The organism is Kocuria oxytropis, assembly GCF_040981195.1.
In the GTDB taxonomy this organism is placed as follows: Bacteria; Actinomycetota; Actinomycetes; order Actinomycetales; family Micrococcaceae; genus Kocuria; species Kocuria oxytropis.
Map to the genome: position 1 here is coordinate 103,537 of NZ_JAVFXA010000012.1, position 20,551 is coordinate 124,087.

A 20,551-nucleotide genomic window follows, 5' to 3' on the forward strand; every position below is an offset into this window, starting at 1 on the left:
CGGTGGAAGGTCCGGTGGCCACGTGACGGCTGTGGACAACGGATCCGGGGCGACCCATAATGCGAGCACGCCCCGGCGGCCGGCCGGCCGCGGCCCCGGGCACCTGGACGGACGTCCCGCACGGGCGGGGGAACGGAGCACGCCGCATGCCGGAGCACACGGAGGGCCACCCGCGCAGGAGCCCCGGGGACCGCCCCCGACCGAGCAGGGGGGCCCGCGCGGACAGCAGGGTCCTGCGGACCGTCTACACGGTCTTCCTGGGGGTTCTGCTGGCCCTGTTCGTGGGTCTCGGCGTCGCCACGGTCCACCCGGGCCCGGAGGAGCCCGCCCCGCCCCCGGAGATCGCCATGGCGAGGGAGTCCCGGGAGCTCGCCCCGGAGGAGCAGCAGCAGTGGGCGTCCTACGAGCGCGAGTGGGCGGCGTGGGAGGACCGGTTCATGCGCTACAACCGCGACGTCGCCGTGGCGACCCTGATGGTCTCGGTCGCGCTCCTCGCGACGGGTCCGGCCGTGGAGCGGCGCCGGGCGGTGCTCGGCCAGGGGATCCTGCTGGGCGGCCTGTTCACCCTGCTCCACAGCGTGGTCCGCGGCCTGCTCTCGCAGGACACCCTGGCCACGTTCGGCGTGGTGACCGTGGCCCTCGTCGTGGTGCTGTTCCTCGGCTACCGCCGGTTCGTGGACCGGCCCAGCGGCAACGGCGACCTGCCGGGTCCGCGGACGGTGGTCAGCGACAACGGCAAGCACCCGTCCCGCCGCTGAGCCCAGGGCGCGCGCCGGTCTACAGCGGCAGCGGCAGCTTCTCGTCGAGCACGGCCCGGACGGCCGCGACGTCGACGTCCGTGACGGAGCCGTGCTCCCAGGACGGCGCGTTGTCCTTGTCCACGAGGACGGCCCGCACGCCCTCGGCGAAGTCGGGGCGGGCGATGGTGTCCGCGGCCAGGCGCAGCTCCCGCTCGAGGCAGGAGCGCACGCTGTGGTCGGCGGCCCCCCGCTCGAGCAGCTCGAACGTGCGCACCAGGGAGGACGGGCTCATCCCCGCGAGGTCCTCCGGCGCCGCCGCGACGATCTCCTCGAGCGTCGGGGCGCCGTAGCGCTCCTCGATCCGCTCCCACTGCGCCACCACCTCGGAGGGACCGGGTTCGCGCGCGAAGCGGGCCAGCGCGTCCTCCGGGCCCTCCTCCAGCACGGCCCCCGCGAGGGCCTCGAAGTCCTCGTCCGCCACGAGCACGTCGGCCAGGCCGAGCGCCACGGCGTCCGCGCCGCTGACGCGCTGCCCGCCGAGGGCGAGCCAGCGGCCCACGGCCCGCCCCGTCCCGTCGCGGTGCTCCGGCCGGGAGACGCGCGGCAGGAACCAGGAGGCGCCGATGTCGGTGAAGAAGCCGATCTTCGTCTCGGGCATCGCCATGACCGTGGAGGGGCCCACCACGCGATGGGAGCCGTGCACGGAGATGCCCATGCCGCCGCCCATGCAGATGCCGTTCATCAGCACCACGTAGGGCTTGGGGTAGTCGGCGATCAGGCAGTCGAGGGCGTACTCCACCGCGAACACCGCGGTGGCCTCCTCGGTCCGCCCGCCGAGCACGGCGTCACGGACCTCGCGGATGTCGCCGCCGGCGCAGAACGCCCTGGGCGAGGCGGACGTGACGAGCACGTGCTGCACGGCGTCGTCGTCCCGCCACTGTTCGAGCGCGGCCTTGAGGTCCCGGTACATCTGCGCGGTCAGCGCGTTGAGCTGACGGGGCCGGTTGAGCACGATGTGCCCGGTGCCGTTGCGGACCTCGGACAGGACGTGCCGGTCGGTGCCGGGCGTGGCGGTGTCGGGTGTGGCGGTGTCGGTCATGGCCCCCAGCCTGCCACGGGCCGGGCGGCCGTGTCATGGCTCACTCGCCCGCGGGCGGCCACTGTCCACGCTGGGCCAGCAGCGCGGCGAGCAGGTCGGCCCGGTCGGTGACGATGCCGTCGACCCCGAGCTCGAGCAGCTCCGCCATCTCGGCCGTCTCGTTGACGGTCCACACGTGCACGTCGATGCCGTGCCGGTGGGCGAAGTCCACGAACCGGGGGGTCACGAGCTGGAGCTCGGCCCCGCCCCGCACCCGGTACCGGCGGGGGATCTGCACGGTGTCGAACGGTTCGATCCACCGGGCGGCCGCCCGGCGGGCGAGGCGCCAGCTGGGCCCGCCCAGCCACGAGCACACGAGCAGCAGGCGCATCCCCTCCTTGCCGGAGGAGGTGGGCACGCTCCGGCCGTCGAGCTCGCGGATCCGCCGCAGCGTGCGCCGCCGGCGGCTCTCGGAGAACGAGGTCACCCGGACGCGGTCCACGGCCCCGAGCTCGTGCAGCAGCTCCGGCAGGGCCGCCACGGACGCCTCGTCCTTGACGTCCACGTTGAACTTCAGCTCGGGGAGCTCCGTCAGCAGGTCGGCCAGGCGCGGGATGCCCCCGGCGCCGGCGACGCGCTGGGTGCGGATCTGCTCCCAGGTCAGCGCGGAGACCCGCCCGCTCCCGGCGGTGACGCGGTCCAGGGTCTCGTCGTGGAAGGAGAGGACCACGCCGTCGGCCGTGGTGTTGACGTCGGTCTCGATCCACTCGTAGCCGAGGTCCCGGGCGGCGCGGAAGGCGTCGAGGGTGTTCTCGGCCCCGTCCCGGCAGAAACCGCGGTGGGCCAGGGCCGCGGGGGCGTCGCGGCGGTGCGCTGGTGGGGTCACCCCCCTATTGTTACCCCATGGTAGCGGTTTGTCCCGCCCATGACGCACCGGGTCGCCCCCGGCGCAGCAGCGCCTCGATCACCTGCGCCACCCCGTCCTCCTCGAAGGGCGGGGCCGTGCGGCCCACGGCGCGCGCCACCGCGGGGTGCCCGCCGGCCATCGCGTAGCCGTGGGCGGCCCACGTGAGCATCTCGAGGTCGTTGGGCATGTCCCCGAACGCCATGACCTCCTGCGGGCGGATGCCGCGCTCGGCCGCGTACTGCTCGAGGGTGCGGGCCTTGGTGAGTCCCCGCTGGCCCATCTCCACGAGCGGGGAGGCCGCCACGGAGTGCGTCACGGACAGCCGGCCCGCCACGAGCTCGGTGAGCGCCCGGTAGTACTCCTGGGGTTCCGCGGTGTCCAGCTTGGCCAGGAACTTCACCAGCCCCTGGTCCTCCGGCACCCGCTCGCGCAGGGCCCCGACCAGGGGCGCGCCGAGCTCCATCCGGTCCGTCCGGGCCCACCCGCGGTCCGTGACCACGCCCTCGAGCGTCTCCGCGGCGAACAGCGTGCCGGGGTGCCGGGCCGCGACCTCGTCCATCACCACGAACGCGTCCCGGGCCGGGAACAGGCTCGACTCCACCACGCGGTCGGCGCCGAGGTCGTAGACCACCGCCCCGTTGGAGCAGATCACCACGCCCTCGTGGTCGAGCTGCTCGCGCAGCGGATCGAGCCAGCGCATGGGGCGGCCCGTCACGAACACCACGTGGATGCCGCTGTCCTGGGCGGCCCGGATCGCGTCGACGGTGCGCGGGCGGAAGCGGAAGTCGTGCCCCAGCACGGTGCCGTCGAGGTCGCTGGCGATCATCCGGATCGGCGCCTCCGCCCCGGGGCCTCCCGGATCAGGGCTCACGGCTGTTCTGCCACCTAGGCCTCGTGGATCCCGGTGAGGCAGGCGCGGGCGATCCCGGAGCTGAACAGCTGGAAGTTCACGACCGCGGGACTGGCGCTCTCGTCGACGTCGACCTGCTCCTCCCCCACCGCGGTCACGCACACGATGTAGCGGTGCGGCCCGTGGCCGGGCGGCGGGGCGGCCCCCACGTACTCGTCGGTGCCGCCGTCGTTGCGGTGCTTGACCGCCCCGGCCGGCGGGTCGGACGCCGCGCCTCGCGCGAGGGAGGTGACGTCGGCGGGGATGTTGGACAGGCACCAGTGCCAGAACCCGCTGGGGGTGGGCGCGTCCGGGTCGAAGACCGTGACCACGTAGCTCGTCGTGCCCTCCGGGGCCCCGGACCAGCTCAGCTGGGGGGACACGTCCTGGCCGCCGGCGCCCATGAGGCCCGAGAGCTGGGCCGGGGCGAGCGGCCCGCCGTCGTGGAAGTCCTCGGACGTGACGGTGAAGCCCGGCAGCTCGGGTAGGTCGGCGTACGGGTCGCGGTCGAGCACGGGATCTCCTCCGGTCGGGAACGGGTCGGTGGCGGAACGGGTCAGGGAGCGGGCAGCTCGTCCTTCCGGGGCAGGTCGGCGCCGGCGCGGGAGACCGTGACGCCGGCCGCCGAGGCGGCGTAGCGCAGCAGCTCGCCGACCTGCTGCTCGTCGAGGTTGTCGATCCGTTCGCGGGCCGGCGCTCCCGTGTACCCGTGGTCGGTGAGCCAGGACAGCAGCGCCGCCATGAAGGAGTCCCCGGCGCCCACGGTGTCCACCACGGTGGTGCGGGCCGCGGGCACCTCCACCCCGCGCGGACCGGTGGCGCGGGTGCGGGCCCAGGGGCCCAGCGGACCGCGGGTCACGACGACGAGCTCGGCGCCGGCCTTGAGCCAGGCGCCCGCGCTCTCCTCGACGCTGCGGTGGGGGTACAGCCACAGCAGGTCCTCGTCGGAGGCCTTCACCACGTCGGCGAGGGCCACGAGCTGCTCGGCCCGGGCCCGGGCGTCCGAGGAGTCCGGGATGATCGACGGCCGGCAGTTGGGGTCGTAGGAGATCAGGGCGGAGCGGTGGGCCTGCTCCACGGCGTGCAGCACCCTCGAGGCGCCGGGCTCGAGCATGGCCCCGATCGACCCGACGTGCAGCAGGGAGGTGTCCCGGAGCAGCTCCGCCAGCTGCTCGTCCGAGAGGTCCAGGGACCAGTCCAGCTGGAAGTCGTAGGTCGCGGCGCCGTCGTCCCCGATCACGGCCTCCGCCACGGAGGTGGGCCGCGCGTCGGCCCCGAAGGGCAGGCGGACACCGTTGTCCCGCAGGTGCGCCTCGACCTGCGTGCCGTACTCGTCCTCCCCGTACCGGCCGAGGAACTGGACGTCGTGGCCGAGCCGGGCCAGGCCCACGGCCACGTTCATGGGGCTCCCCCCGGCGTGCGCCCGGGGCTCCTGGCCGTGCTTCGACACCACGTCGACGAGGGCTTCACCGATCACCGTCAGCATGCCCTCACGGTAGCACCCGCCCGTCCCACCGCCCCCGGCGCCGGAGCGGTGCCGCGGGCGCGTCACAGGGACCGCGGTCCCGTCCCCGTGGCCCTAGAATGGTGGGCGGCGCACTGCGCGAACCGCAGCGGCGCGCGCACCCGACCGCGCAACGAGGCGCGGCACGTCACGGCCGGACACGATGACGTCCCCGGCCGAGGAAGAGAGTCATTCTTGAGCACTCCTGAAAGCTGGGCCGACCGCGAGGCACTCGCCGAGGGCATCGTCCCCCTGGTCGGACGCCTGCACCGCGAGAACAAGGTCGTGCCGACGGTCTACGGCCGCTCCCTGGTGCACAAGTCCGTCACCCAGATCATCAAGGCGCACCGCTTCGCCCGCCGCATCGACGGCGAGGAGCTGCCGCTGGAGGACACGGCCCGCCTGCTCGAGACCATGTCCGGCCTGAACCTGGGCACCTGCGCGGTGGACCTCGGCAAGCTCAACCGGCTCGCCCACGACTCCGGCCAGGACCTCGAGGCGTTCCTGCGCGAGGAGCTCGCCCCCGTGGTGGACCGCCGGGCCCAGAACTCCCCCGAGTCGCAGGACGTGGTGCTCTACGGGTTCGGCCGCATCGGCCGCCTCCTCGCCCGCATCCTGATCAACCGCAACGACGGCACCGGGCTGAACCTGCGCGCCGTGGTGGTGCGCAAGAAGCCGGGCAACGACCTGGTCAAGCGCGCGTCCCTGCTGCGCCGCGACTCGGTGCACGGCAAGTTCGACGGGACCATCCACGTCGACGAGGAGAACGACGTCATCACGGCCAACGGCGTGGCCATCAAGTTCATCTACGCGAACGACCCCACCGAGATCGACTACACCGCGCACGGCATCGACAACGCGATCGTCGTGGACAACACCGGCGTGTGGCGCGACGAGGCCGGGCTGTCCAAGCACCTGCAGTCCAAGGGCGTGGCCAAGGTGCTGCTCACGGCACCGGGCAAGGGCGAGCTGAAGAACATCGTGTGCGGCGTCAACGACGACGTCATCACCGCGGAGGACACCATCCTGTCCGCGGCGTCCTGCACCACCAACGCGATCACCCCCGTGGTGAAGGTCCTCCACGACCGGTACGGCATCCGGCAGGGCCACGTGGAGACGGTGCACTCCTACACCAACGACCAGAACCTCATCGACAACTGGCACAAGGGCGACCGCCGCGGCCGCTCCGCCGCCCTGAACATGGTCATCACGGAGACCGGCGCGGCGAAGGCCGTGGCCAAGGCGCTGCCGGAGATGGCCGGCAAGCTGACCGGCAACGCGATCCGCGTCCCCACCCCGGACGTGTCGATGGCCATCCTGAACCTGCAGCTCGAGCAGGCCCCGGAGTCCGCGGACGCCGTCAACCAGTACCTGAAGGACATCTCGCTGAACTCGTCGCTGCGCAAGCAGATCGACTACACGGACTCCCCCGAGATCGTCTCCACCGACTTCGTGGGCTCGCGCCGCGCGGGCGTCGTCGACGGTCTCGCCACGATCGTCAACGGCAGCTCGCTGGTGCTCTACGTCTGGTACGACAACGAGTTCGGCTACTCCTGCCAGGTGGTGCGGGTGCTCGCCCGGATGGCCGACATCGCCATGCCGCAGTTCCCGGGCGAGCGGGTCGCGGTCGGCGCCGTCGCCGGCTGACCCGCCCCGGCAAGCCCGGGCGGCCGAGGGGTCGCGACCTGCGAACCGTCCGCGCGAGGGGTCGCCACTGAACGGAACGACCGACTCACACCGTTCAGTGGCGACCCCTCGCGCAGCAGGTCGAGCAGACGACGCCCCTCGTACGGCGGCGCAGCGGGTCAGGAGGTGTAGAAGGCGCCCGCGACGGCGCCGAGGGCCGCGACGTCGGCCACGTGGCACAGCTCCCGGGCGGAGTGCATCGACAGCAGGCCGATGCCCACGTCGACCGTGCGCACGCCGAGCCGGGCGGCGGTGATGGGCCCGATCGTGGACCCGCACGGCACCCGGTTGTTGGAGACGAACTCCTGGTAGGCCACCCCGGCGCGCGCGCAGGCCTCGGCCCAGATCCCGGCGCCCACGGCGTCCGTGGCGTAGTGCTGGTCCGCGTTGATCTTCAGCAGCGGACCCGCCCCGGGCAGCGGGCGGTTCACGGGATCGTGGTGGCCCTGGTAGTTGGGGTGCACCAGGTGCCCGGCGTCGGCGGACAGGCACACGGACGCGGCCAGGGAGCGCCGGTGCTCGGCGGGCGTGCGGTCCAGGCCCTCGGCGATGCGCACCAGCACGTCCTCCAGGAACGGCCCCGCGGCGCCGGAGCGGGTCCGCGAGCCGATCTCCTCGTGGTCGAACGCGGCGAGCACCGCGATGTGCCGGCCCTGCTCGACCGCCTCGGCCTCCCGCACCAGGGCGCTCAGCCCGGCGTGCACCGAGGAGAGGTTGTCCAGCCGGCCGGAGGCGAACAGCGTGCCGTCCTGCCCGAACACGGCCGGGGGCTGGGAGTCCGCCAGCACCACGTCGTAGCCGACGATCCGGGCCGGGTCCACGGGCCCGCCGTCCGCGTGCTCGGCGAGCAGCGCGAGCACGTCCGCGTCCTCCGGCTCCCCCACGCCCCAGACCGGCTGCACGTGCTGCTGCCGGTCGAGCTGCAGGCCCTTGTTCGCCTCCCGGTCCAGGTGGATGGCCAGCTGGGGGATGCGCGCCACGGGGCCGGTCGCGGTCAGGTGCTCGGCCGGGGCGCCGTCCGCGCCCCGGACCACGAGCCGGCCCGCCAGGCGTAGCTCCCGGTCCAGCCACGAGTTCAGCAGCGCCCCGCCGTAGGTCTCGACCCCTGCCTGGTGCCAGGTGTGGACCGTGCTGGTGGGCCGGGGCTTGAGCTTGAAGCCCGGTGAGTCGGTGTGCGCGCCGAGGATCCGGAAGCCGGCCGCCGCGGGGACCTCGGCGGGGGTGGCCCACGCGATGACCGCCCCGTCGCGGAGCACGTAGCGGCGCCCGCGGACGCCGGCGCCCGTCCAGTCCTCCGGCTCGTGCAGGCGGACGAAGCCCGCCTCCTCGAGGCGGGCCGCGGCGGCGTGCGCGGCGTGGAAGGAGCTCGGCGACGCCGTCACGTAGCGGCCGAGGTCCTCGACGGCGGGGCGGGGGTCGGCTGCGGTGCTCGGTTCCATGCGGCCAGTCTACGGAAGGGGCTCGGGCGCGCGGCCGGGCGTCCGCGCCGCCCAGTGGCCGGGGCAGGCCGGCGGCCCGGGGCACACCCAGGCGCCGGTCCCCTCGCCCGGCCCGCCGCGGCCGGCGAGGCCGGCGGGTCCCGCGGGTCCGGGCACCGGGAGCGCACCCGGCCGCGGCGGGCGCACGGTGCGGGTCACCTCCACGCCGTGCCGGCGCACGAACCGGACCACCCACCAGGCGAAGACCAGCTGCGTGCCCGCGGAGACCGTCAGGGCCACCCAGGTCGACTCCACGGCGTCGGGGTCGGCCAGGCCGAGGGCACCGAGGAGCGTGGCGACCACGTTGTTGACCACGTGCAGGGCGATCGCCGCCTCGAGCCCGCCGGTGCGCCAGGTCAGATAGCCGGCCACGACCGCCATCACGGCGACCGCCAGCAGCCCCCACGCGTCGTACAGGTGCCCGAACGTGAACAGCGGCACGGGCAGCAGGATCGCGAACACGGGCCGGCGCAGCCAGCGCCCCACGGTCTGCAGCAGGTAGCCCCGGAAGACGAGCTCCTCCGCCGCGCACTGCAGCGGGACCACGAGCACGATCATCGCGATCAGCCACCAGAAGCCCTCCACCGGCTGCGGGGCGGCCGGCGTTCCGGCCAGTGCGTACTCCACCAGGGAGGCGGCCGCCTGGGCCACCGCGTAGACCACGAGGGCCGCCAGGAGGCACCGGCCCAGGAGGCCCGGGCGCAGCCGGCCCGTCACGGACAGCAGCAGCCCGAGGGGCCGAGGACCCATGATCGCCCGGGCCGCCAGCAGCGCCGGGATCATGAGGACCAGGGAGAAGAACAGCACGAAGAAGATCGCCGGGTCCAGGATGTCCAGCTCCGCGCCCGGGAGGAAGACCTCGTCCAGGGCCTCCTCGCCGCGCACGGCCACGAGCCCCACGGCCCACACGATGCCGAGGACGATCGCGAGCACCAGGTAGAAGGCCCCGAAGAGCAGCAGCTCCACGAGCGGCTTCCACCACCGGTGCTCGGGGTCGGCGTGGCCGAGGCGGTGGTACGGCAGGAGACGGGCAGCGGGGCCCGTGCGGTGGTCGGCGGGAGGCTCATTCCTCCAGGGGGTGGCGCGCGCGGTCATACCTCCCACGGTATCCGCAGCCGTGCCCGCGCGGGGACGGCTCCGGCCCGGGGGACGCGCCGGTTCCCCGGCCGGGCTCAGCGCGCGTAGCGGTCCACGAACGCGGCCAGGATCCTCCGGGGCTCGGTCACCGGCGGGCCGGTGCGGATGCGGTCCTTGACGTCCTCGGCCTCGCCGGCCGGGAAGTACCCGTGCTCCTTGTACGCCTCGATCCGGTTGAGCAGGGCGGGGGCGTCCAGCTCGGGGTGGAACTGGGTCGCGTAGAGGTTCCGCCGGATCCGGAACATCTGGACGGGGCAGTCCGTGCCGGTCGCGAGCAGGACGGCGGAGGGCGCCAGGGTGCGCGTGCCCTCCTTGTGCCCCACGAAGCCGTGAAACACGGGCGGGAACTCCTGGAGCAGCGGGTCCCGCAGCCCCTCCTCGGTCAGGGTGACCTCGATGACGCCGATCTCCTCGCCGCGGCTGCGGTCCACGACCCCGCCCTGGTGGGTGCCGAGGGTGCCGACGCCGTAGCAGGCGCCGAGGAAGGGGAAGTCCCGGGCGACGACCTCGTCGAGCAGGCCCCGCATCTCGGCCTCGGCCCGGCGCTGTACCTCGGACTTCAGCTGCGGCGGGTCGGAGGAGTTGAACGGGGAGCCGCCGATGATCACCCCGGAGTAGCGCTCGAGGTCGATCGGCGGCATGGGCCCGGCCTCGAGCCGGACGCGGTGGAGGCTGCTCTCCTGCAGGCCGCTGAAGCGGCAGACGGTCTCGTACTCCTCGTCCGCGACCTCGTCCTCGGCGCGGGTGGCGAGCAGCAGGAAGGGCTTCATGGGCCCATCGTAGCCAGCGCCGCCGCCCGTCCCGCGCGCTCAGGGCACGAGGCGCTCCCGGTGCGCGTAGGCGTTGCACGAGGTGCCGCGGCTGAAGCCGAGCAGGGTGACGCCCGTCTGCTCCGCGAGGTCCACGGCGAGGGCGGAGGGCGCCGAGACGGCCGCGAGCGCGGGGACGCCGGCCATGGAGGCCTTCTGCACCAGTTCGAACGAGGCGCGGCCCGAGACCTGCAGGACGGTGGAGCGCAGGGGCAGCAGGCCCTGGCGCAGGGCCCAGCCCACCACCTTGTCCACGGCGTTGTGCCGCCCCACGTCCTCGCGCACGCACAGCAGCTCGGGCTCGCCGGCATCCTGCCCGGTGCCCCCGTCCCCGGCGGGATTCCCCGGAAAGCGGAAGAGCCCCGCGGCGTGCACTCCCCCGGTCGTGTCGAACAGCTTCTGCCCGGTGCGCAGCCGGTCGGGCAGGGCCAGGACCGCGGTCACGGGCAGCCGGACCGGGTCCCCGGCCGGGTCGAAGGACGAGACCTTGGTGACGGCCTCGATGGAGGCCGTGCCGCAGACCCCGCACGACGACGACGTGTAGACGTGGCGCTCCATGGAGGTGTCCGGCGGCGCGACACCGGGCGCGAGCCGCACCTCCACCACGTTGTAGGTCCGCTGCCCGTCCGGGCCGACGCCGCTGCGGTAGTCCATCCGCACGATGTCGTCCGGGGCGCGCACCACGCCCTCGGAGACGAGGAAGCCGGCCACCAGGTCGAAGTCGTGACCCGGTGTGCGCATGGTGACGGTGAAGGCCCGGCCGTCGAGCCGGATCTCCAGGGGCTCCTCGCCGGCGAGGGTATCGGCCCGCCCGGTTCCGCCGCCCTCGGCGGTGTACCGGTGCACCCGCCGGCGCTGGGAAGCTCGGGTCATGGCGGTCCTTCCGGTCCCGGCCCCTCCGGAGGGGGCCCTCCCCGGCATCCTAGGCCCGCGGGACGGTCCACCGCCGGACGGGGGACATTACCCAGCGGTAACGTCAGGTGAAGTGGGGACAGCGAAAGACTGTTCGAATTCATAGACTTTTGTCCAGTGGCGACCCCCGGGGGCGTCCGCGGCAGGGCTGCGGGAGAAACCCCCCGGGGTGTCGACAAGTCAGCGGCTCCCGGCCGGCTGCCGCGTCCGGTCCCGCTCCGTCCAGCCCTGTCCCGCTCCGTCCCCGGAGGCCCCCGTGCCACGTCCCCACCGCACGTCTCCCGCCGGCCGCGCCGCCGGCCGCGCCGCCGGCCGCGCCGCCGGCCGCGCCGTCGCCGCCGCGGCGGCCTCGCTGCTGGCCCTCACCCTGCTCGGCGGCGGCCTCGGCGCGACCGCCCTCGCCCCGTTCTGATCCCAGGAGTTCCCATGAGCCGGTACTGCACCCCCACGGCCTACGTGCTCGGCGTCCTCGCCCTGCTGGCCGTCATCGTGCTCACCACCCCCAACGGGGGGACACACGCCCACCGGTCCCCCGCGGACCTCACCGGCCCGTCGTCCGGTCCCGGCCCGGGAGTCCTCACCCGGGCCGTGGCGGCCGCCTCGGGCGGCACGGTCGCGGACGCCCCCGGCGTGCGGACGCCCGCGGCCCCCGGAGGCACGGTCCCCCGAGCCCTGGCCGGCCTGCCCGCGTGACCACCGTGCTCCGCCGGGCGCTCCCGCCGCTGCTCGTGCTCGCGGCCACCGCGGTGGCGGCGCTGCTGCTCGCCGTCGTCGTCGTCCCGCTCGTGCGGGGCTGGGTGCCGCTCACGGTGCTCTCCGGATCGATGGAGCCGGCCGTCCCGGCGGGCAGCCAGGTCGTCGTCGCGCCCCTCGAGGGCGAGGAGGGCGCCGCGGGGCTGGCCGCCGGGGACGTCGTGACGTTCCTGGCCCGTCGCGGCGATCCGGCGCTCGTGACCCGCCGGATCGTGGGCGTCACGGTGGACGGCGAGGGCCGGCGCAGCTTCACGACCCGGGGCGACGCCGAGGCCGCCCCGGACGCCGAGCCGGTCACCGACGACCGGCTGCACGGCGTGGTGAAGTACCACGTGCCCTGGGCCGGCTACGCCGCCACGCTCCTGGACCCCGAGCAGAAGCGCACCGGGATCGTGCTGCTCGCCGCGGCCCTGTTCGGCTACGCGCTGTGGCAGTTCGCGGGCGCGCTCCGGGACCGCGACCCGGCCCGGGCCGCGGATGCCGGTGCGGAGTCCGCGGCAGATCCCGGTGCGGAGTCCGCAGCGGATCCCGGTGCGGGCGAGACCGCGGGACAGCGCACCGGTTCCGGGGCCGGCACCGGGCAGGACCCCGGGTGGGACCCCGCGCCGGCACCCGTGCCGGACCTCGTGTCGGAGTCCGTGCCGGACCTCGTGTCGGAGTCCGTGCCGGACCACGTGTCGGAGTCCGGGCAGGACCCCGCGCCGGCACCGGTGCCGGCACTGGGGCGGGACGCTGTGCGGGTGCCGGCGCCGACGCCCGCTCAGGGTTCCGTGCCGGTTCCGGTCTCCGCGGCCGCGGCCTCCACCGGGGCGCGGCCGCTCGTGACCGCGGCCTCCGGCCGCTGAGGCGAACCCCGCCCCCGCTCCGCGCCCGCGGCGCCGCCGCCGCTCCGCCACCGCTCCACTGCCGCTCCGCCAGCGTTCCACCACCGCTCCACCACCGGGCCCCCGCCGGCGCCGGGAGGTACCGGCCCACCCGCACGGACCGTCCTCGCCGGCCGCGCCGCCGTTGCCGGTGGACGGGAGCGGGTCCATGATGGGGACCATGACCGAGACCCCGCTCACACCCGTCGACGAGACCTGGCAGCGCGCCCTGGTGGTGGTCGCGCACCCGGACGACATGGAGTTCGGCGCCGCCGCGGCCGTGGCCCGCTGGACCGGACAGGGCAAGGACGTGGTCTACTGCCTGGTCACCAGTGGTGAGGCGGGCATCGACGGGCTCGAGCCGCAGCAGTGCGGCCCGCTGCGGGAGGCGGAGCAGCGGGAGTCGTGCCGGATCGTGGGCGTGGAGCAGGTGGAGTTCCTGCACCAGCCGGACGGGGTGCTCGAGTACGGGGTGGCGCTGCGGCGGAAGATCGCCGAGGTGGTCCGGCGGCACCGCCCGGACGTGGTGATCACCAACAACTTCCGGGACACCTGGGACGGCGCCACCAACCTGAACCAGGCGGACCACATCGCCACGGGCCGGGCGACCTTGGACGCGGTGCGCGACGCCGGCAACCGGTGGGTCTTCCCGGAGCAGGTGGAGGCGAGCCTGCAGCCGTGGCCGGACGTGCTGGCGGTGTGGGCTGCGGCCTCGCCCGCCGCCCGGCACGCGGTGGACGTGACGGAGACCTTCGACGCCGGTGTGGCGTCGCTGCGGGCCCACGGTGCCTACCTCGAGGGGCTGGGCTGGGCCGACTTCGACCCGGACGCCTTCCTGCGGGGCAACGCCGCCGCCGTGGGCGAGCGGCTCGGCGTGCCGCTCGCGAGCTCCTTCGAGGTGCTCCCCCTGCAGTGGGGCGGCAGCGAGGACTGAGCAGCACGGGCCGCGCGGCGCGGGCCGCGCGGCGCGGGCCGGGCGGGGACGTTCACGCCGGGCCGGGCTCCCGGAGGACCAGCAGGACCAGGAGCACGGCGAGGACCACGAGGCCGGCCACGAAGCCGACGGCCCCGGCCCAGCCGCCGGACGTGTAGAAGACGCCACCGGCCGTGCCCAGGACGGACGAGCCGGCGTAGTAGAAGAGGGTGTAGAGGGACGAGGCCTGGGCCTTGCCGGTGCGGGAGCGCACCGGGACCCACCCGGAGGCCACGGCGTGCGCGGCGAAGAACCCTGCGGTGAACAGCAGCAGCCCCAGCACGATCACGGGGATCGACGGGACGAGCGTGGCCAGCAGCCCCGCGAGCATGACGACCCCGCTGCTCGTCAGGACCACCCGGCGCCCGTGGGCCGCGGCGATCCGCCCGGCGGTCCCGGAGGACCAGGTGCCCGAGAGGTAGGCCAGGAACAGCAGGCTCACCACGGTCTGGGACACCCCGAACGGCTCCTCGCCGAGGTGGAAGCCGAGGTAGTTGTAGATCGCCACGAACCCGCCCATGAGCAGGAAGCCCTGCAGGTAGAGCACCACGAGGCCGCGGTCCGCGAGGTTGGCGCCCAGCCGTCCCAGCAGTCCTCCCGGTCCGGCGAGCCGGACGCTCTGGCGCACGAATCCCCGCTGGCGGGGGGCGATCAGGACGAAGACCACGGCGGCCAGCGCGGCGAGCACGCTCACGGTGATCGTGCCGGCCCGCCAGCCGAACGCGTCGCCCACGGGTGCGGCGACGATGCGCCCGGCGAGCCCGCCCAGGCTCGTGCCCGCCACGTAGGTGCCGGCGGCCACGGCGGCGTGCCGGCGGTCGAGCTCCTCGGCGAGATAGGCCATGGCCACGGCGGGGATCCCGCCCAGGGCGACGCCCTCCGCGAAGCGCAGCGCCACCACCGCCTCGAAGCCCGGCGCCAGGGGCATCACGAGTCCCAGGACCGTGGCGGAGACGACGGCCACCACCATGGTCCGCAGCCGCCCCCACCGGTCGGAGACCACGGACCACGGCAGGACGCCCACGGCGAGGCCGAGGGTCGCGGCGGAGACGCCCAGGGACGCCTGCGCGGCGCCGATCCCGAGGTCCGCGGCCAGCAGGGGCAGCACGCCCTGCACCGAGTAGAGCTGGGCGAACGTCGCCACCCCGGCGCACAGCAGCGCCAGCAGGACCCGGCGGTAGCCCGGGCTGCCGCGGTCGTAGCCGGTCCAGGCGCCGGGCTCAGCCACGGCCTGCGGGGACGGCGCTCCGCGTCCCGGCGCGCAGACCGGTGGCCACCCACACGGCCAGGAGCAGGAACAGGGCGAGGTAGGGCAGCGCGGCCAGGACGTCGATCACCGCTGTGCCCGCGCCCAGGGGGCGCAGCCACGCGTCCCAGCGGATCGGCCCGATGTACAGGCCCACGACGGCGACCCCGCCCAGGACGAGGGCGGTCCGGCGCGGCCCGTCCCGGAGGAACGCCGGCCACGCCTCGACCCACAGGGCGGTCAGGACCACTCCCCACCACAGGTGGTGGTGGGACCAGGTGATCGGGGACATGTAGAGCATGACGAGGGCGTTGACGGCGACCACGGAGAGGATCATGCCCCGGGCCGCGAGCACCCGGATCAGCAGGGCGACGCCCGCGACCATGGCGAGGATCAGTGCCCAGCGCAGCAGGGGCTCGGCGCCCCCGGGGACCCCGAGGTGCAGGAGCACCCCCTGCAGCGAGGTGTTGTCGACGTACCCGGTGTTGCCCACGCGCTCGTCGCTGACCACGGCCTCCGTCCAGAACACGACCGCGTCCCGCGGCAGCACCAGGAAACCGGCCAGCACGGTCGCGGCGAACGTGAGGCCCATCGTGAGGATCGGGCGCAGCTGCCCGCGCATCAGGAACAGGAGCCCGAAGGCCAGGGGCGTCAGCTTGACGCCGGCGGCCAGCCCGATCCAGAACCCGCGGGGGATCCGGCCCAGCAGGGTGTCGTCGCGGGTGCGCAGCAGGTCGTACAGGATGAGGGCGATGAGCAGCGCGTTGATCTGCCCGAGCCCCACGTTGCGCATCCAGGGCCCCGACCAGAGCAGCACCGCGGTGCCCGCGGCCACGGCGGTGGCCGGGCCCAGCAGGCTCTGCAGCGGGAGCGGTCGGCCCCGGTCGGCCGCGTAGCGCAGCAGCACGGCGGACAGCCCCACGGCGAACCCGATCGTGGCGAGCCCCAGGAGGAGCTCGGTGAGCCAGTCGGGGAGATAGGCGAGCGGCACGAACAGCAGCGCCGCGAACGGGGGGTAGGTGAACGGCAGGCCACCGTCGTCGTGCAGGCTCAGGCCGGGCCCGTAGAGCTCGTCGGCGAATCCGTGCCGGTCGACCACGGCCATGCCGCCGAGCCGGTAGACGTCCAGGTCGATGCTGCCGTCGAGGGCCAGCCACACGGACCGCACCAGCACCCCCGCCAGCAGCAGCCACACCAGGGCGGTCAGTGCGGTCCGGCGTCCGGTGCGGGACGGCACGGCAGTGGGGGAAACGCTCACCAGGGCCTCAGTTCTCGGGTCGGTGCGTGCCGGGGCGGACGCGGAGGGGTGCGGCCACCACTCTAATCCTGGCCGTTCCCCGCCCGGGCACGGGCCGCCCGGGCACCGGGCACCGGGACACCGGGCGCCGGGGCACCGGGACACCGGGAGACAGGAGCCGCCGGGCCGCGGACACGGCATGATGGACCGTGCGGGCCCCGAGGGCCGGGGCCGACGGACCCCGCGCCGTGCGCCCGCCACGACCACCACGACCACCACGACCACCGGAGGAGGACGACCATGACGGACCACGAGACGACCGGCCCGCCGGCGGCGCCGCTGCACGACCTGCTGCTGGAGAGCGAGGACATCACGTCCTTCCTCGACGCCCTGACCGCCACCATCGCCCAGGCCCTGTCCACCGACGGGGACGAGGTCTGGTGCGCGGTCACCCTGCTGCGGCCGAAGCGGTCCACGACCGTGGCCTCCTCCAGTCCCGCCGCCGAGGCGCTCGACGAGATCCAGTACCACTACGGCGACGGACCGTGCCTCACGGCCTCCCGCGAGCACCGGCTGGTCCACGTCACGGACACCCGCACCGACCCGCGGTGGCCCGAGTACGGCCGGGCCGCCGCCGCCCACGGGGTCCTCTCCGCCCTGGGGGTGCCCCTGGACCTCGCCGGCGAGGCCGCGGCGGCCCTGGACGTCTACGCCGACCGTCCCCACAAGTTCGACCCGGCGACCATCGAGGTGATCCGGCGCGAGGTGGCCTCCGCCTCGAGCGCCCTGCGCCTGGCCGTGCGGATGGAGAAGCACCGGGACGCCGAGGCCGACCTGAAGGCGGCCATGGCCTCGCGCACCACCATCGACCTGGCCGTGGGGATCGTCATGGGCCAGAACCGGTGCACCCAGGAGGAGGCCTTCGGCATCCTGCGGGCCGCCTCCAGCCACCGCAACGTGAAGCTGCGCGACGTCGCGGCGGAACTGGTCGCCACCGTGGGCCGGGGCCCGGCCACCACGCACTTCGACGCCTGAGGGCCCGGCGGCGGGCTAGCTAGCCCTTCCGCCACTCGTCGCTGGTCAGGTGGGAGCCCGCCTGCGGCCCCATCTGCACCATGCCGCCGTCCACCACCCAGGACGCACCGGTGACGTAGGCGGCGGCCGGGGAGGCCAGGAACGCGATGACCGAGGCGACCTCGCGGGCGTCCCCGGGCCGACCCAGCGGCACGCCCGGGCGGTGGGCGGCCCGCGGGTTCTCGTCCTCCTGGCCGGTCATGGGGGTGGCGATCTCCCCGGGAGCCACCGAGTTCGCGGTGATGCCGTGCTCCCCCAGCTCGAGGGCGATGGTCTTCACGAGCCCGCCGAGGCCGTGCTTGGCGGCGTCGTAGGCGCTCGAGCCCACCCGCGGCACGTGCTCGTGGACGCTCGTGACGGCGATCAGCCGGCCGCCCCGGCCGGCGGCCACCATGTGCCGTGCCGCCGCCTGGAGGCACACGAACGCCCCGTCGAGATCGGTGGCCAGCACCGTGCGCCACGTGCCCAGGGTCGTCTCCAGGAAGGGGACGTTCGCGCCCGTGCCCGAGTTGTTCACGAACACGTCCACCCCGCCGAGCCGCTCCACGAGGCCGTCGACGACGGCGCCGCAGCCCTCCAGGTCCGTGGTGTCCAGCCGCGCCACCACGGCCCGCCGGTCGTAGGACCGGACCTCCTCCGCCGTGCGCTCCGCGCCGGCCTCGTCCCGGTGCCAGGTGATGGCCACGTCCATCCCGGCCGCCGCCAGCGCCACGGCGGTCGCCCGCCCGATGCCGGAGTCGGAGCCGGTCACCACGGCCGTGCGCGGGGTGGGATCGGGTGAGGTCGCCATGGTCGTGCCCTTCCGTTCTGGTGGTGCGCGGACCGCCGTGCGGGACCGCCCCGGTGGACCCAGCCTATGCCCGCCCGGGACGCGGCTCACACCCCGGCCCCGATCCCCGTTGCGGAGCGGGACCGGACGGAGGAACCTGGTGCACAGGCTCGTGGTCCGATGCGAGGGAAGAGTCGAGGAGAGCGCCATGGCACACCAGGACCCGTCAGGACCGACCGCCCCGGAGGGTCCCCGGACACCGGGCCCCGACCGTCCGGGCGCCTCCACGCCGCGGGGGCGCCGCCAGGAGGTGGTGGCGGCGGAGAAGCGGGAGTTCGGGGGCGTGAAGTTCGGCTGCGCGTTCTTCGGCTGGATGACCGCCACGGGCATCGCGGTGCTGCTCACGGCCCTGCTCGGCGCCATCGGCGCGGGCCTGGGAGTGGCGACCAGCACCGACCCGGGCGAGATCGCGGAGCAGGTCGCCCGGGACACCGGCACCGTGGGCCTGGTCAGCGGGATCGCCCTGGCCCTGGTGCTGTTCGTCGCCTACTTCGCCGGGGGCTACGTGGCCGGGCGCATGGCCCGGTTCGACGGCGCCCGGCAGGGCGTGGCCGTGTGGGTCTGGGCCGTCGTCATCGCGATCGTCCTGGCGGTCCTGGGCGCGGTCGCGGGCGAGCAGTTCAACGTGCTGCGCGAGCTCAACAGCTTCCCGCGGATCCCGATCGGCGAGGGCGCCCTGACCACGGGCGGCATCATCGCCCTGGTCGTCGCCGTCCTGATCCCGCTGATCGCGGCGGTCCTGGGCGGGCTCGCCGGGATGCGCTTCCACCGCAAGGTGGACCAGGCCGGGATCGACCACCAGTACCGGTCCCACTTCTGAGCCCGGCGGCTCAGAACGCCAGCACGAGCCGCCCGCGCACTCCCCCGGCCTCGAGCCGCCGGTGCGCCTCGGCGGCCTCCGCGGCAGGCAGCACGGCGGCGACCCGCAGGGAGAGCACGCCCTCCTCGACGTGCCGGCGCAGCCGGTCGAGCTTGTCGCCCGAGTGGTACTCCCGGGGCACGCTGATCCGGTGCACGGTGATCCCGCGGCCCGGGTCCCCCGTCCAGTGCCGCACGGTCGCGAAGGCGCCGCCGTCGCGGACCGCGGGCGCGGCCTTCCCGTCGAGCACGGCGGCGTCCACGAGGGCGTCGACCCCCGCGGGGAAGAACTCGCGGATCCGCGCCGCGACGTCGTCGCCGCGCGCCACCACGTGGTCGGCCCCGAGGCTCTCCACGAGCTCCAGGTCCCGGTCCGAGGCGTCGGCCACGACCGTCAGGCCCTCGTGCTCGGCGAGCTCCACCACGTAGTTGCCCAGGGTCCCCGCGGCACCGGTGACGGCGAGGGTCTGCCCGGGCTCGAGGTCCAGCACCTCGAGGATCTGCAGGGCGGTGAGCCCGTTCATGGGCAGGGTGGACGCCGCGGCGAAGTCGGTGCCCGCCGGGAGGCGGGCGATCGAGTCGTCCGGGGCCACGAGCAGCTCCGCGTAGGCGCCGCCGTGCTCCCCGCGGGGCAGGGCGATCGCCATGACGGCCTCCCCGACGTGCCAGGCGCTGCCCGGGCCCACCTCGTCGACGACCCCGGCCGCGTCCATCCCCGGCACGTACGGCGGGCTCAGGTGCTCCACCGGCTGACCGCCCGCGCGCAGCACCGTGTCGGTGGGGCTGACCGCGGCCGCCCGGACCCGGATCCGCACCTCCCCCGGCCCGGGGTGGGGATCCGGCACCTCGTGGACGGCGAGGGCCTCGGGCCCCCCGAACGACTCGACTCCGATGACGCGCATGCCCGTTCCAACCCCGGGACGCGCGCTCCCATTCCGAGGCCGTTCCGACACCGGCCCGTCACCGGTCCGACATGCGGGCGGGCCGGCGGTCACACCGTTGCACCGCCGCGGGCCGGGGGCCATGCTGAGGGCGGGCCCCGCCGCACCACGAAGGGATCGTCATGGCACCGACAGAGTTCATCACCCTTCCCGTCTCGGACCTGGAGCGCTCGAAGCAGTTCTACTCCGGCCTCGGCTGGCGCCTGCACCCGGCCTTCGAGGGCAGCGGGGCCGGGACCGTCGAGATCCGCGAGGACGAGCACGTCATGGTCCTGAGCGAGGACCGCCACCTGCGCCTGGTGGGCCCGGGCTCCCCGGGCACCCCGGCCGACGCCTCGGTCGTCAACGCGCTGAGCGTGGACTCCCCCGAGGAGATCGACGCCATCGTGGACCGGGCCGTGCGGGCCGGCGGGACCGAGGGCGACGTCCAGGACTACGGCTTCCTGCGCTCGCGCTGCTTCCGGGACCCCGACGGCCACCAGTGGGAGATCCTGTGGGTGGACCCGGCGGCGGCCACCCTCCGCACGGCCCGCCGGGAGCAGTGACCACGGCGCGGTGAGCACAGCGCCGTGAGCGCGGCCCGGAGAACACCGGGCCGCGGTCACCGGGCGGTGGGCGCGCGGGACGACCGGGCAGC

General features: G+C 74.8%; 22 protein-coding genes. 9 read left to right on the top strand and 13 right to left on the bottom strand.

What is annotated here, in order from left to right; all coding sequences use genetic code 11:
• Positions 1-146 precede the first annotated feature (146 nt).
• Positions 147-758, top strand: coding sequence for a hypothetical protein (locus QYM41_RS13135; RefSeq protein WP_368800214.1), 612 nt, complete (start codon positions 147-149; stop codon positions 756-758).
• 19 nt (positions 759-777) lie between these two features.
• Here QYM41_RS13135 and QYM41_RS13140 read toward each other — a convergent pair whose 3' ends face one another.
• Genes QYM41_RS13140 through QYM41_RS13160 form a run of 5 tightly spaced genes read right to left on the bottom strand, consistent with a single transcriptional unit; the run spans position 778 to position 5,100 of the window.
• A complete protein-coding gene (locus QYM41_RS13140) occupies positions 778-1,839 on the bottom strand; it encodes an enoyl-CoA hydratase/isomerase family protein (RefSeq protein WP_368800215.1) in 1,062 nt (353 codons plus the stop codon).
• 40 nt (positions 1,840-1,879) lie between these two features.
• The gene (locus QYM41_RS13145) at positions 1,880-2,704 is read right to left on the bottom strand and encodes a glycerophosphodiester phosphodiesterase family protein (RefSeq protein WP_368800216.1); all 825 of its coding nucleotides are present in this window, start codon (positions 2,702-2,704) and stop codon (positions 1,880-1,882) included.
• Positions 2,705-2,714: 10 nt separating this feature from the next.
• Positions 2,715-3,596, bottom strand: a complete 882-nt coding sequence (locus QYM41_RS13150) for an HAD family hydrolase (RefSeq protein WP_368800217.1) — start codon at positions 3,594-3,596, stop codon at positions 2,715-2,717.
• A 14-nt stretch (positions 3,597-3,610) separates the two neighbouring features.
• Positions 3,611-4,129 carry a YbhB/YbcL family Raf kinase inhibitor-like protein gene (locus QYM41_RS13155; protein WP_368800218.1) on the bottom strand — a complete coding sequence of 173 codons (519 nt, stop codon included), beginning with the start codon at positions 4,127-4,129 and terminating at the stop codon, positions 3,611-3,613.
• A 41-nt stretch (positions 4,130-4,170) separates the two neighbouring features.
• On the bottom strand, positions 4,171-5,100 hold the full coding sequence (locus QYM41_RS13160; protein ID WP_368800219.1) for a carbohydrate kinase family protein: 930 nt from the start codon (positions 5,098-5,100) through the stop codon (positions 4,171-4,173).
• A gap of 213 nt (positions 5,101-5,313) precedes the next feature.
• Here QYM41_RS13160 and QYM41_RS13165 point away from each other — a divergent pair, with 213 nt between their 5' ends.
• The gene (locus QYM41_RS13165; RefSeq protein ID WP_368800220.1) at positions 5,314-6,765 is read left to right on the top strand and encodes a glyceraldehyde-3-phosphate dehydrogenase; all 1,452 of its coding nucleotides are present in this window, start codon (positions 5,314-5,316) and stop codon (positions 6,763-6,765) included.
• A 158-nt stretch (positions 6,766-6,923) separates the two neighbouring features.
• Here QYM41_RS13165 and QYM41_RS13170 read toward each other — a convergent pair whose 3' ends face one another.
• From QYM41_RS13170 to fdhD, 4 genes are all read right to left on the bottom strand, one after another.
• Positions 6,924-8,243: a M18 family aminopeptidase gene (locus QYM41_RS13170; protein WP_368800221.1), complete on the bottom strand. Its 1,320-nt coding sequence runs from the start codon at positions 8,241-8,243 to the stop codon at positions 6,924-6,926.
• 9 nt (positions 8,244-8,252) lie between these two features.
• Positions 8,253-9,377 (bottom strand): CPBP family intramembrane glutamic endopeptidase, encoded by a 1,125-nt coding sequence (locus QYM41_RS13175; protein ID WP_368800222.1) that lies wholly within the window; start codon positions 9,375-9,377, stop codon positions 8,253-8,255.
• 77 nt (positions 9,378-9,454) lie between these two features.
• On the bottom strand, positions 9,455-10,189 hold the full coding sequence (locus tag QYM41_RS13180; RefSeq protein ID WP_368800223.1) for a glutamine amidotransferase: 735 nt from the start codon (positions 10,187-10,189) through the stop codon (positions 9,455-9,457).
• Positions 10,190-10,228: 39 nt separating this feature from the next.
• Complete coding sequence (gene fdhD, locus QYM41_RS13185; protein WP_368800224.1) at positions 10,229-11,101, bottom strand: formate dehydrogenase accessory sulfurtransferase FdhD; 873 nt, start codon at positions 11,099-11,101, stop codon at positions 10,229-10,231.
• A gap of 295 nt (positions 11,102-11,396) precedes the next feature.
• Between fdhD and QYM41_RS13190 the strand changes: the two genes are divergently transcribed.
• From QYM41_RS13190 to QYM41_RS13205, 4 genes are all read left to right on the top strand, one after another.
• Complete coding sequence (locus tag QYM41_RS13190; RefSeq protein ID WP_368800225.1) at positions 11,397-11,552, top strand: hypothetical protein; 156 nt, start codon at positions 11,397-11,399, stop codon at positions 11,550-11,552.
• A 14-nt stretch (positions 11,553-11,566) separates the two neighbouring features.
• On the top strand, positions 11,567-11,833 hold the full coding sequence (locus QYM41_RS13195) for a hypothetical protein (RefSeq protein ID WP_368800226.1): 267 nt from the start codon (positions 11,567-11,569) through the stop codon (positions 11,831-11,833).
• Positions 11,830-12,738, top strand: coding sequence for a signal peptidase I (locus QYM41_RS13200; protein ID WP_368800227.1), 909 nt, complete (start codon positions 11,830-11,832; stop codon positions 12,736-12,738). Before QYM41_RS13195 ends, QYM41_RS13200 begins: the two co-directional genes overlap by 4 nt.
• A gap of 199 nt (positions 12,739-12,937) precedes the next feature.
• Positions 12,938-13,690 (top strand): PIG-L deacetylase family protein, encoded by a 753-nt coding sequence (locus QYM41_RS13205; protein ID WP_368800228.1) that lies wholly within the window; start codon positions 12,938-12,940, stop codon positions 13,688-13,690.
• Positions 13,691-13,742: 52 nt separating this feature from the next.
• On the opposite strand, the gene QYM41_RS13210 is transcribed toward QYM41_RS13205, so the two are convergent.
• Both QYM41_RS13210 and QYM41_RS13215 read right to left on the bottom strand, forming a co-directional pair.
• Positions 13,743-14,957, bottom strand: a complete 1,215-nt coding sequence (locus QYM41_RS13210) for an MFS transporter (RefSeq protein WP_368800229.1) — start codon at positions 14,955-14,957, stop codon at positions 13,743-13,745.
• On the bottom strand, positions 14,950-16,233 hold the full coding sequence (locus tag QYM41_RS13215) for a glycosyltransferase 87 family protein (RefSeq protein ID WP_368800230.1): 1,284 nt from the start codon (positions 16,231-16,233) through the stop codon (positions 14,950-14,952). Before QYM41_RS13215 ends, QYM41_RS13210 begins: the two co-directional genes overlap by 8 nt.
• A gap of 279 nt (positions 16,234-16,512) precedes the next feature.
• Between QYM41_RS13215 and QYM41_RS13220 the strand changes: the two genes are divergently transcribed.
• Positions 16,513-17,247 carry an ANTAR domain-containing protein gene (locus QYM41_RS13220; protein WP_368800231.1) on the top strand — a complete coding sequence of 245 codons (735 nt, stop codon included), beginning with the start codon at positions 16,513-16,515 and terminating at the stop codon, positions 17,245-17,247.
• 19 nt (positions 17,248-17,266) lie between these two features.
• Here the strand turns inward: QYM41_RS13220 and QYM41_RS13225 are convergent, their stop codons facing one another.
• Entirely contained in the window at positions 17,267-18,076 is an 810-nt protein-coding gene (locus QYM41_RS13225; protein ID WP_368800232.1) for an SDR family oxidoreductase, read from the bottom strand.
• A gap of 187 nt (positions 18,077-18,263) precedes the next feature.
• Between QYM41_RS13225 and QYM41_RS13230 the strand changes: the two genes are divergently transcribed.
• Entirely contained in the window at positions 18,264-18,935 is a 672-nt protein-coding gene (locus QYM41_RS13230) for a hypothetical protein (RefSeq protein ID WP_368800233.1), read from the top strand.
• A gap of 10 nt (positions 18,936-18,945) precedes the next feature.
• On the opposite strand, the gene QYM41_RS13235 is transcribed toward QYM41_RS13230, so the two are convergent.
• Positions 18,946-19,875 carry an NADP-dependent oxidoreductase gene (locus QYM41_RS13235; protein ID WP_368800234.1) on the bottom strand — a complete coding sequence of 310 codons (930 nt, stop codon included), beginning with the start codon at positions 19,873-19,875 and terminating at the stop codon, positions 18,946-18,948.
• 161 nt (positions 19,876-20,036) lie between these two features.
• On the opposite strand from QYM41_RS13235, the gene QYM41_RS13240 reads away from it, so the two are divergent.
• Entirely contained in the window at positions 20,037-20,459 is a 423-nt protein-coding gene (locus tag QYM41_RS13240; RefSeq protein WP_368800235.1) for a VOC family protein, read from the top strand.
• Positions 20,460-20,551 lie beyond the last annotated feature (92 nt).

What these genes read in the sequence shown, in the direction of transcription:
- QYM41_RS13205 (WP_368800228.1), top strand. Translation starts at nt 12,938, where the DNA reads ATGACCGAGACCCCGCTCACACCCGTCGACGAGACCTGGCAGCGCGCC.
- QYM41_RS13225 (WP_368800232.1), bottom strand. Translation starts at nt 18,076, where the DNA reads ATGGCGACCTCACCCGATCCCACCCCGCGCACGGCCGTGGTGACCGGC.
- QYM41_RS13230 (WP_368800233.1), top strand. Translation starts at nt 18,264, where the DNA reads ATGGCACACCAGGACCCGTCAGGACCGACCGCCCCGGAGGGTCCCCGG.
- QYM41_RS13175 (WP_368800222.1), bottom strand. Translation starts at nt 9,377, where the DNA reads ATGACCGCGCGCGCCACCCCCTGGAGGAATGAGCCTCCCGCCGACCAC.
- QYM41_RS13220 (WP_368800231.1), top strand. Translation starts at nt 16,513, where the DNA reads ATGACGGACCACGAGACGACCGGCCCGCCGGCGGCGCCGCTGCACGAC.
- QYM41_RS13135 (WP_368800214.1), top strand. Translation starts at nt 147, where the DNA reads ATGCCGGAGCACACGGAGGGCCACCCGCGCAGGAGCCCCGGGGACCGC.
- QYM41_RS13235 (WP_368800234.1), bottom strand. Translation starts at nt 19,875, where the DNA reads ATGCGCGTCATCGGAGTCGAGTCGTTCGGGGGGCCCGAGGCCCTCGCC.
- fdhD (WP_368800224.1), bottom strand. Translation starts at nt 11,101, where the DNA reads ATGACCCGAGCTTCCCAGCGCCGGCGGGTGCACCGGTACACCGCCGAG.
- QYM41_RS13160 (WP_368800219.1), bottom strand. Translation starts at nt 5,100, where the DNA reads ATGCTGACGGTGATCGGTGAAGCCCTCGTCGACGTGGTGTCGAAGCAC.
- QYM41_RS13180 (WP_368800223.1), bottom strand. Translation starts at nt 10,189, where the DNA reads ATGAAGCCCTTCCTGCTGCTCGCCACCCGCGCCGAGGACGAGGTCGCG.
- QYM41_RS13195 (WP_368800226.1), top strand. Translation starts at nt 11,567, where the DNA reads ATGAGCCGGTACTGCACCCCCACGGCCTACGTGCTCGGCGTCCTCGCC.
- QYM41_RS13170 (WP_368800221.1), bottom strand. Translation starts at nt 8,243, where the DNA reads ATGGAACCGAGCACCGCAGCCGACCCCCGCCCCGCCGTCGAGGACCTC.
- QYM41_RS13140 (WP_368800215.1), bottom strand. Translation starts at nt 1,839, where the DNA reads ATGACCGACACCGCCACACCCGACACCGCCACGCCCGGCACCGACCGG.
- QYM41_RS13240 (WP_368800235.1), top strand. Translation starts at nt 20,037, where the DNA reads ATGGCACCGACAGAGTTCATCACCCTTCCCGTCTCGGACCTGGAGCGC.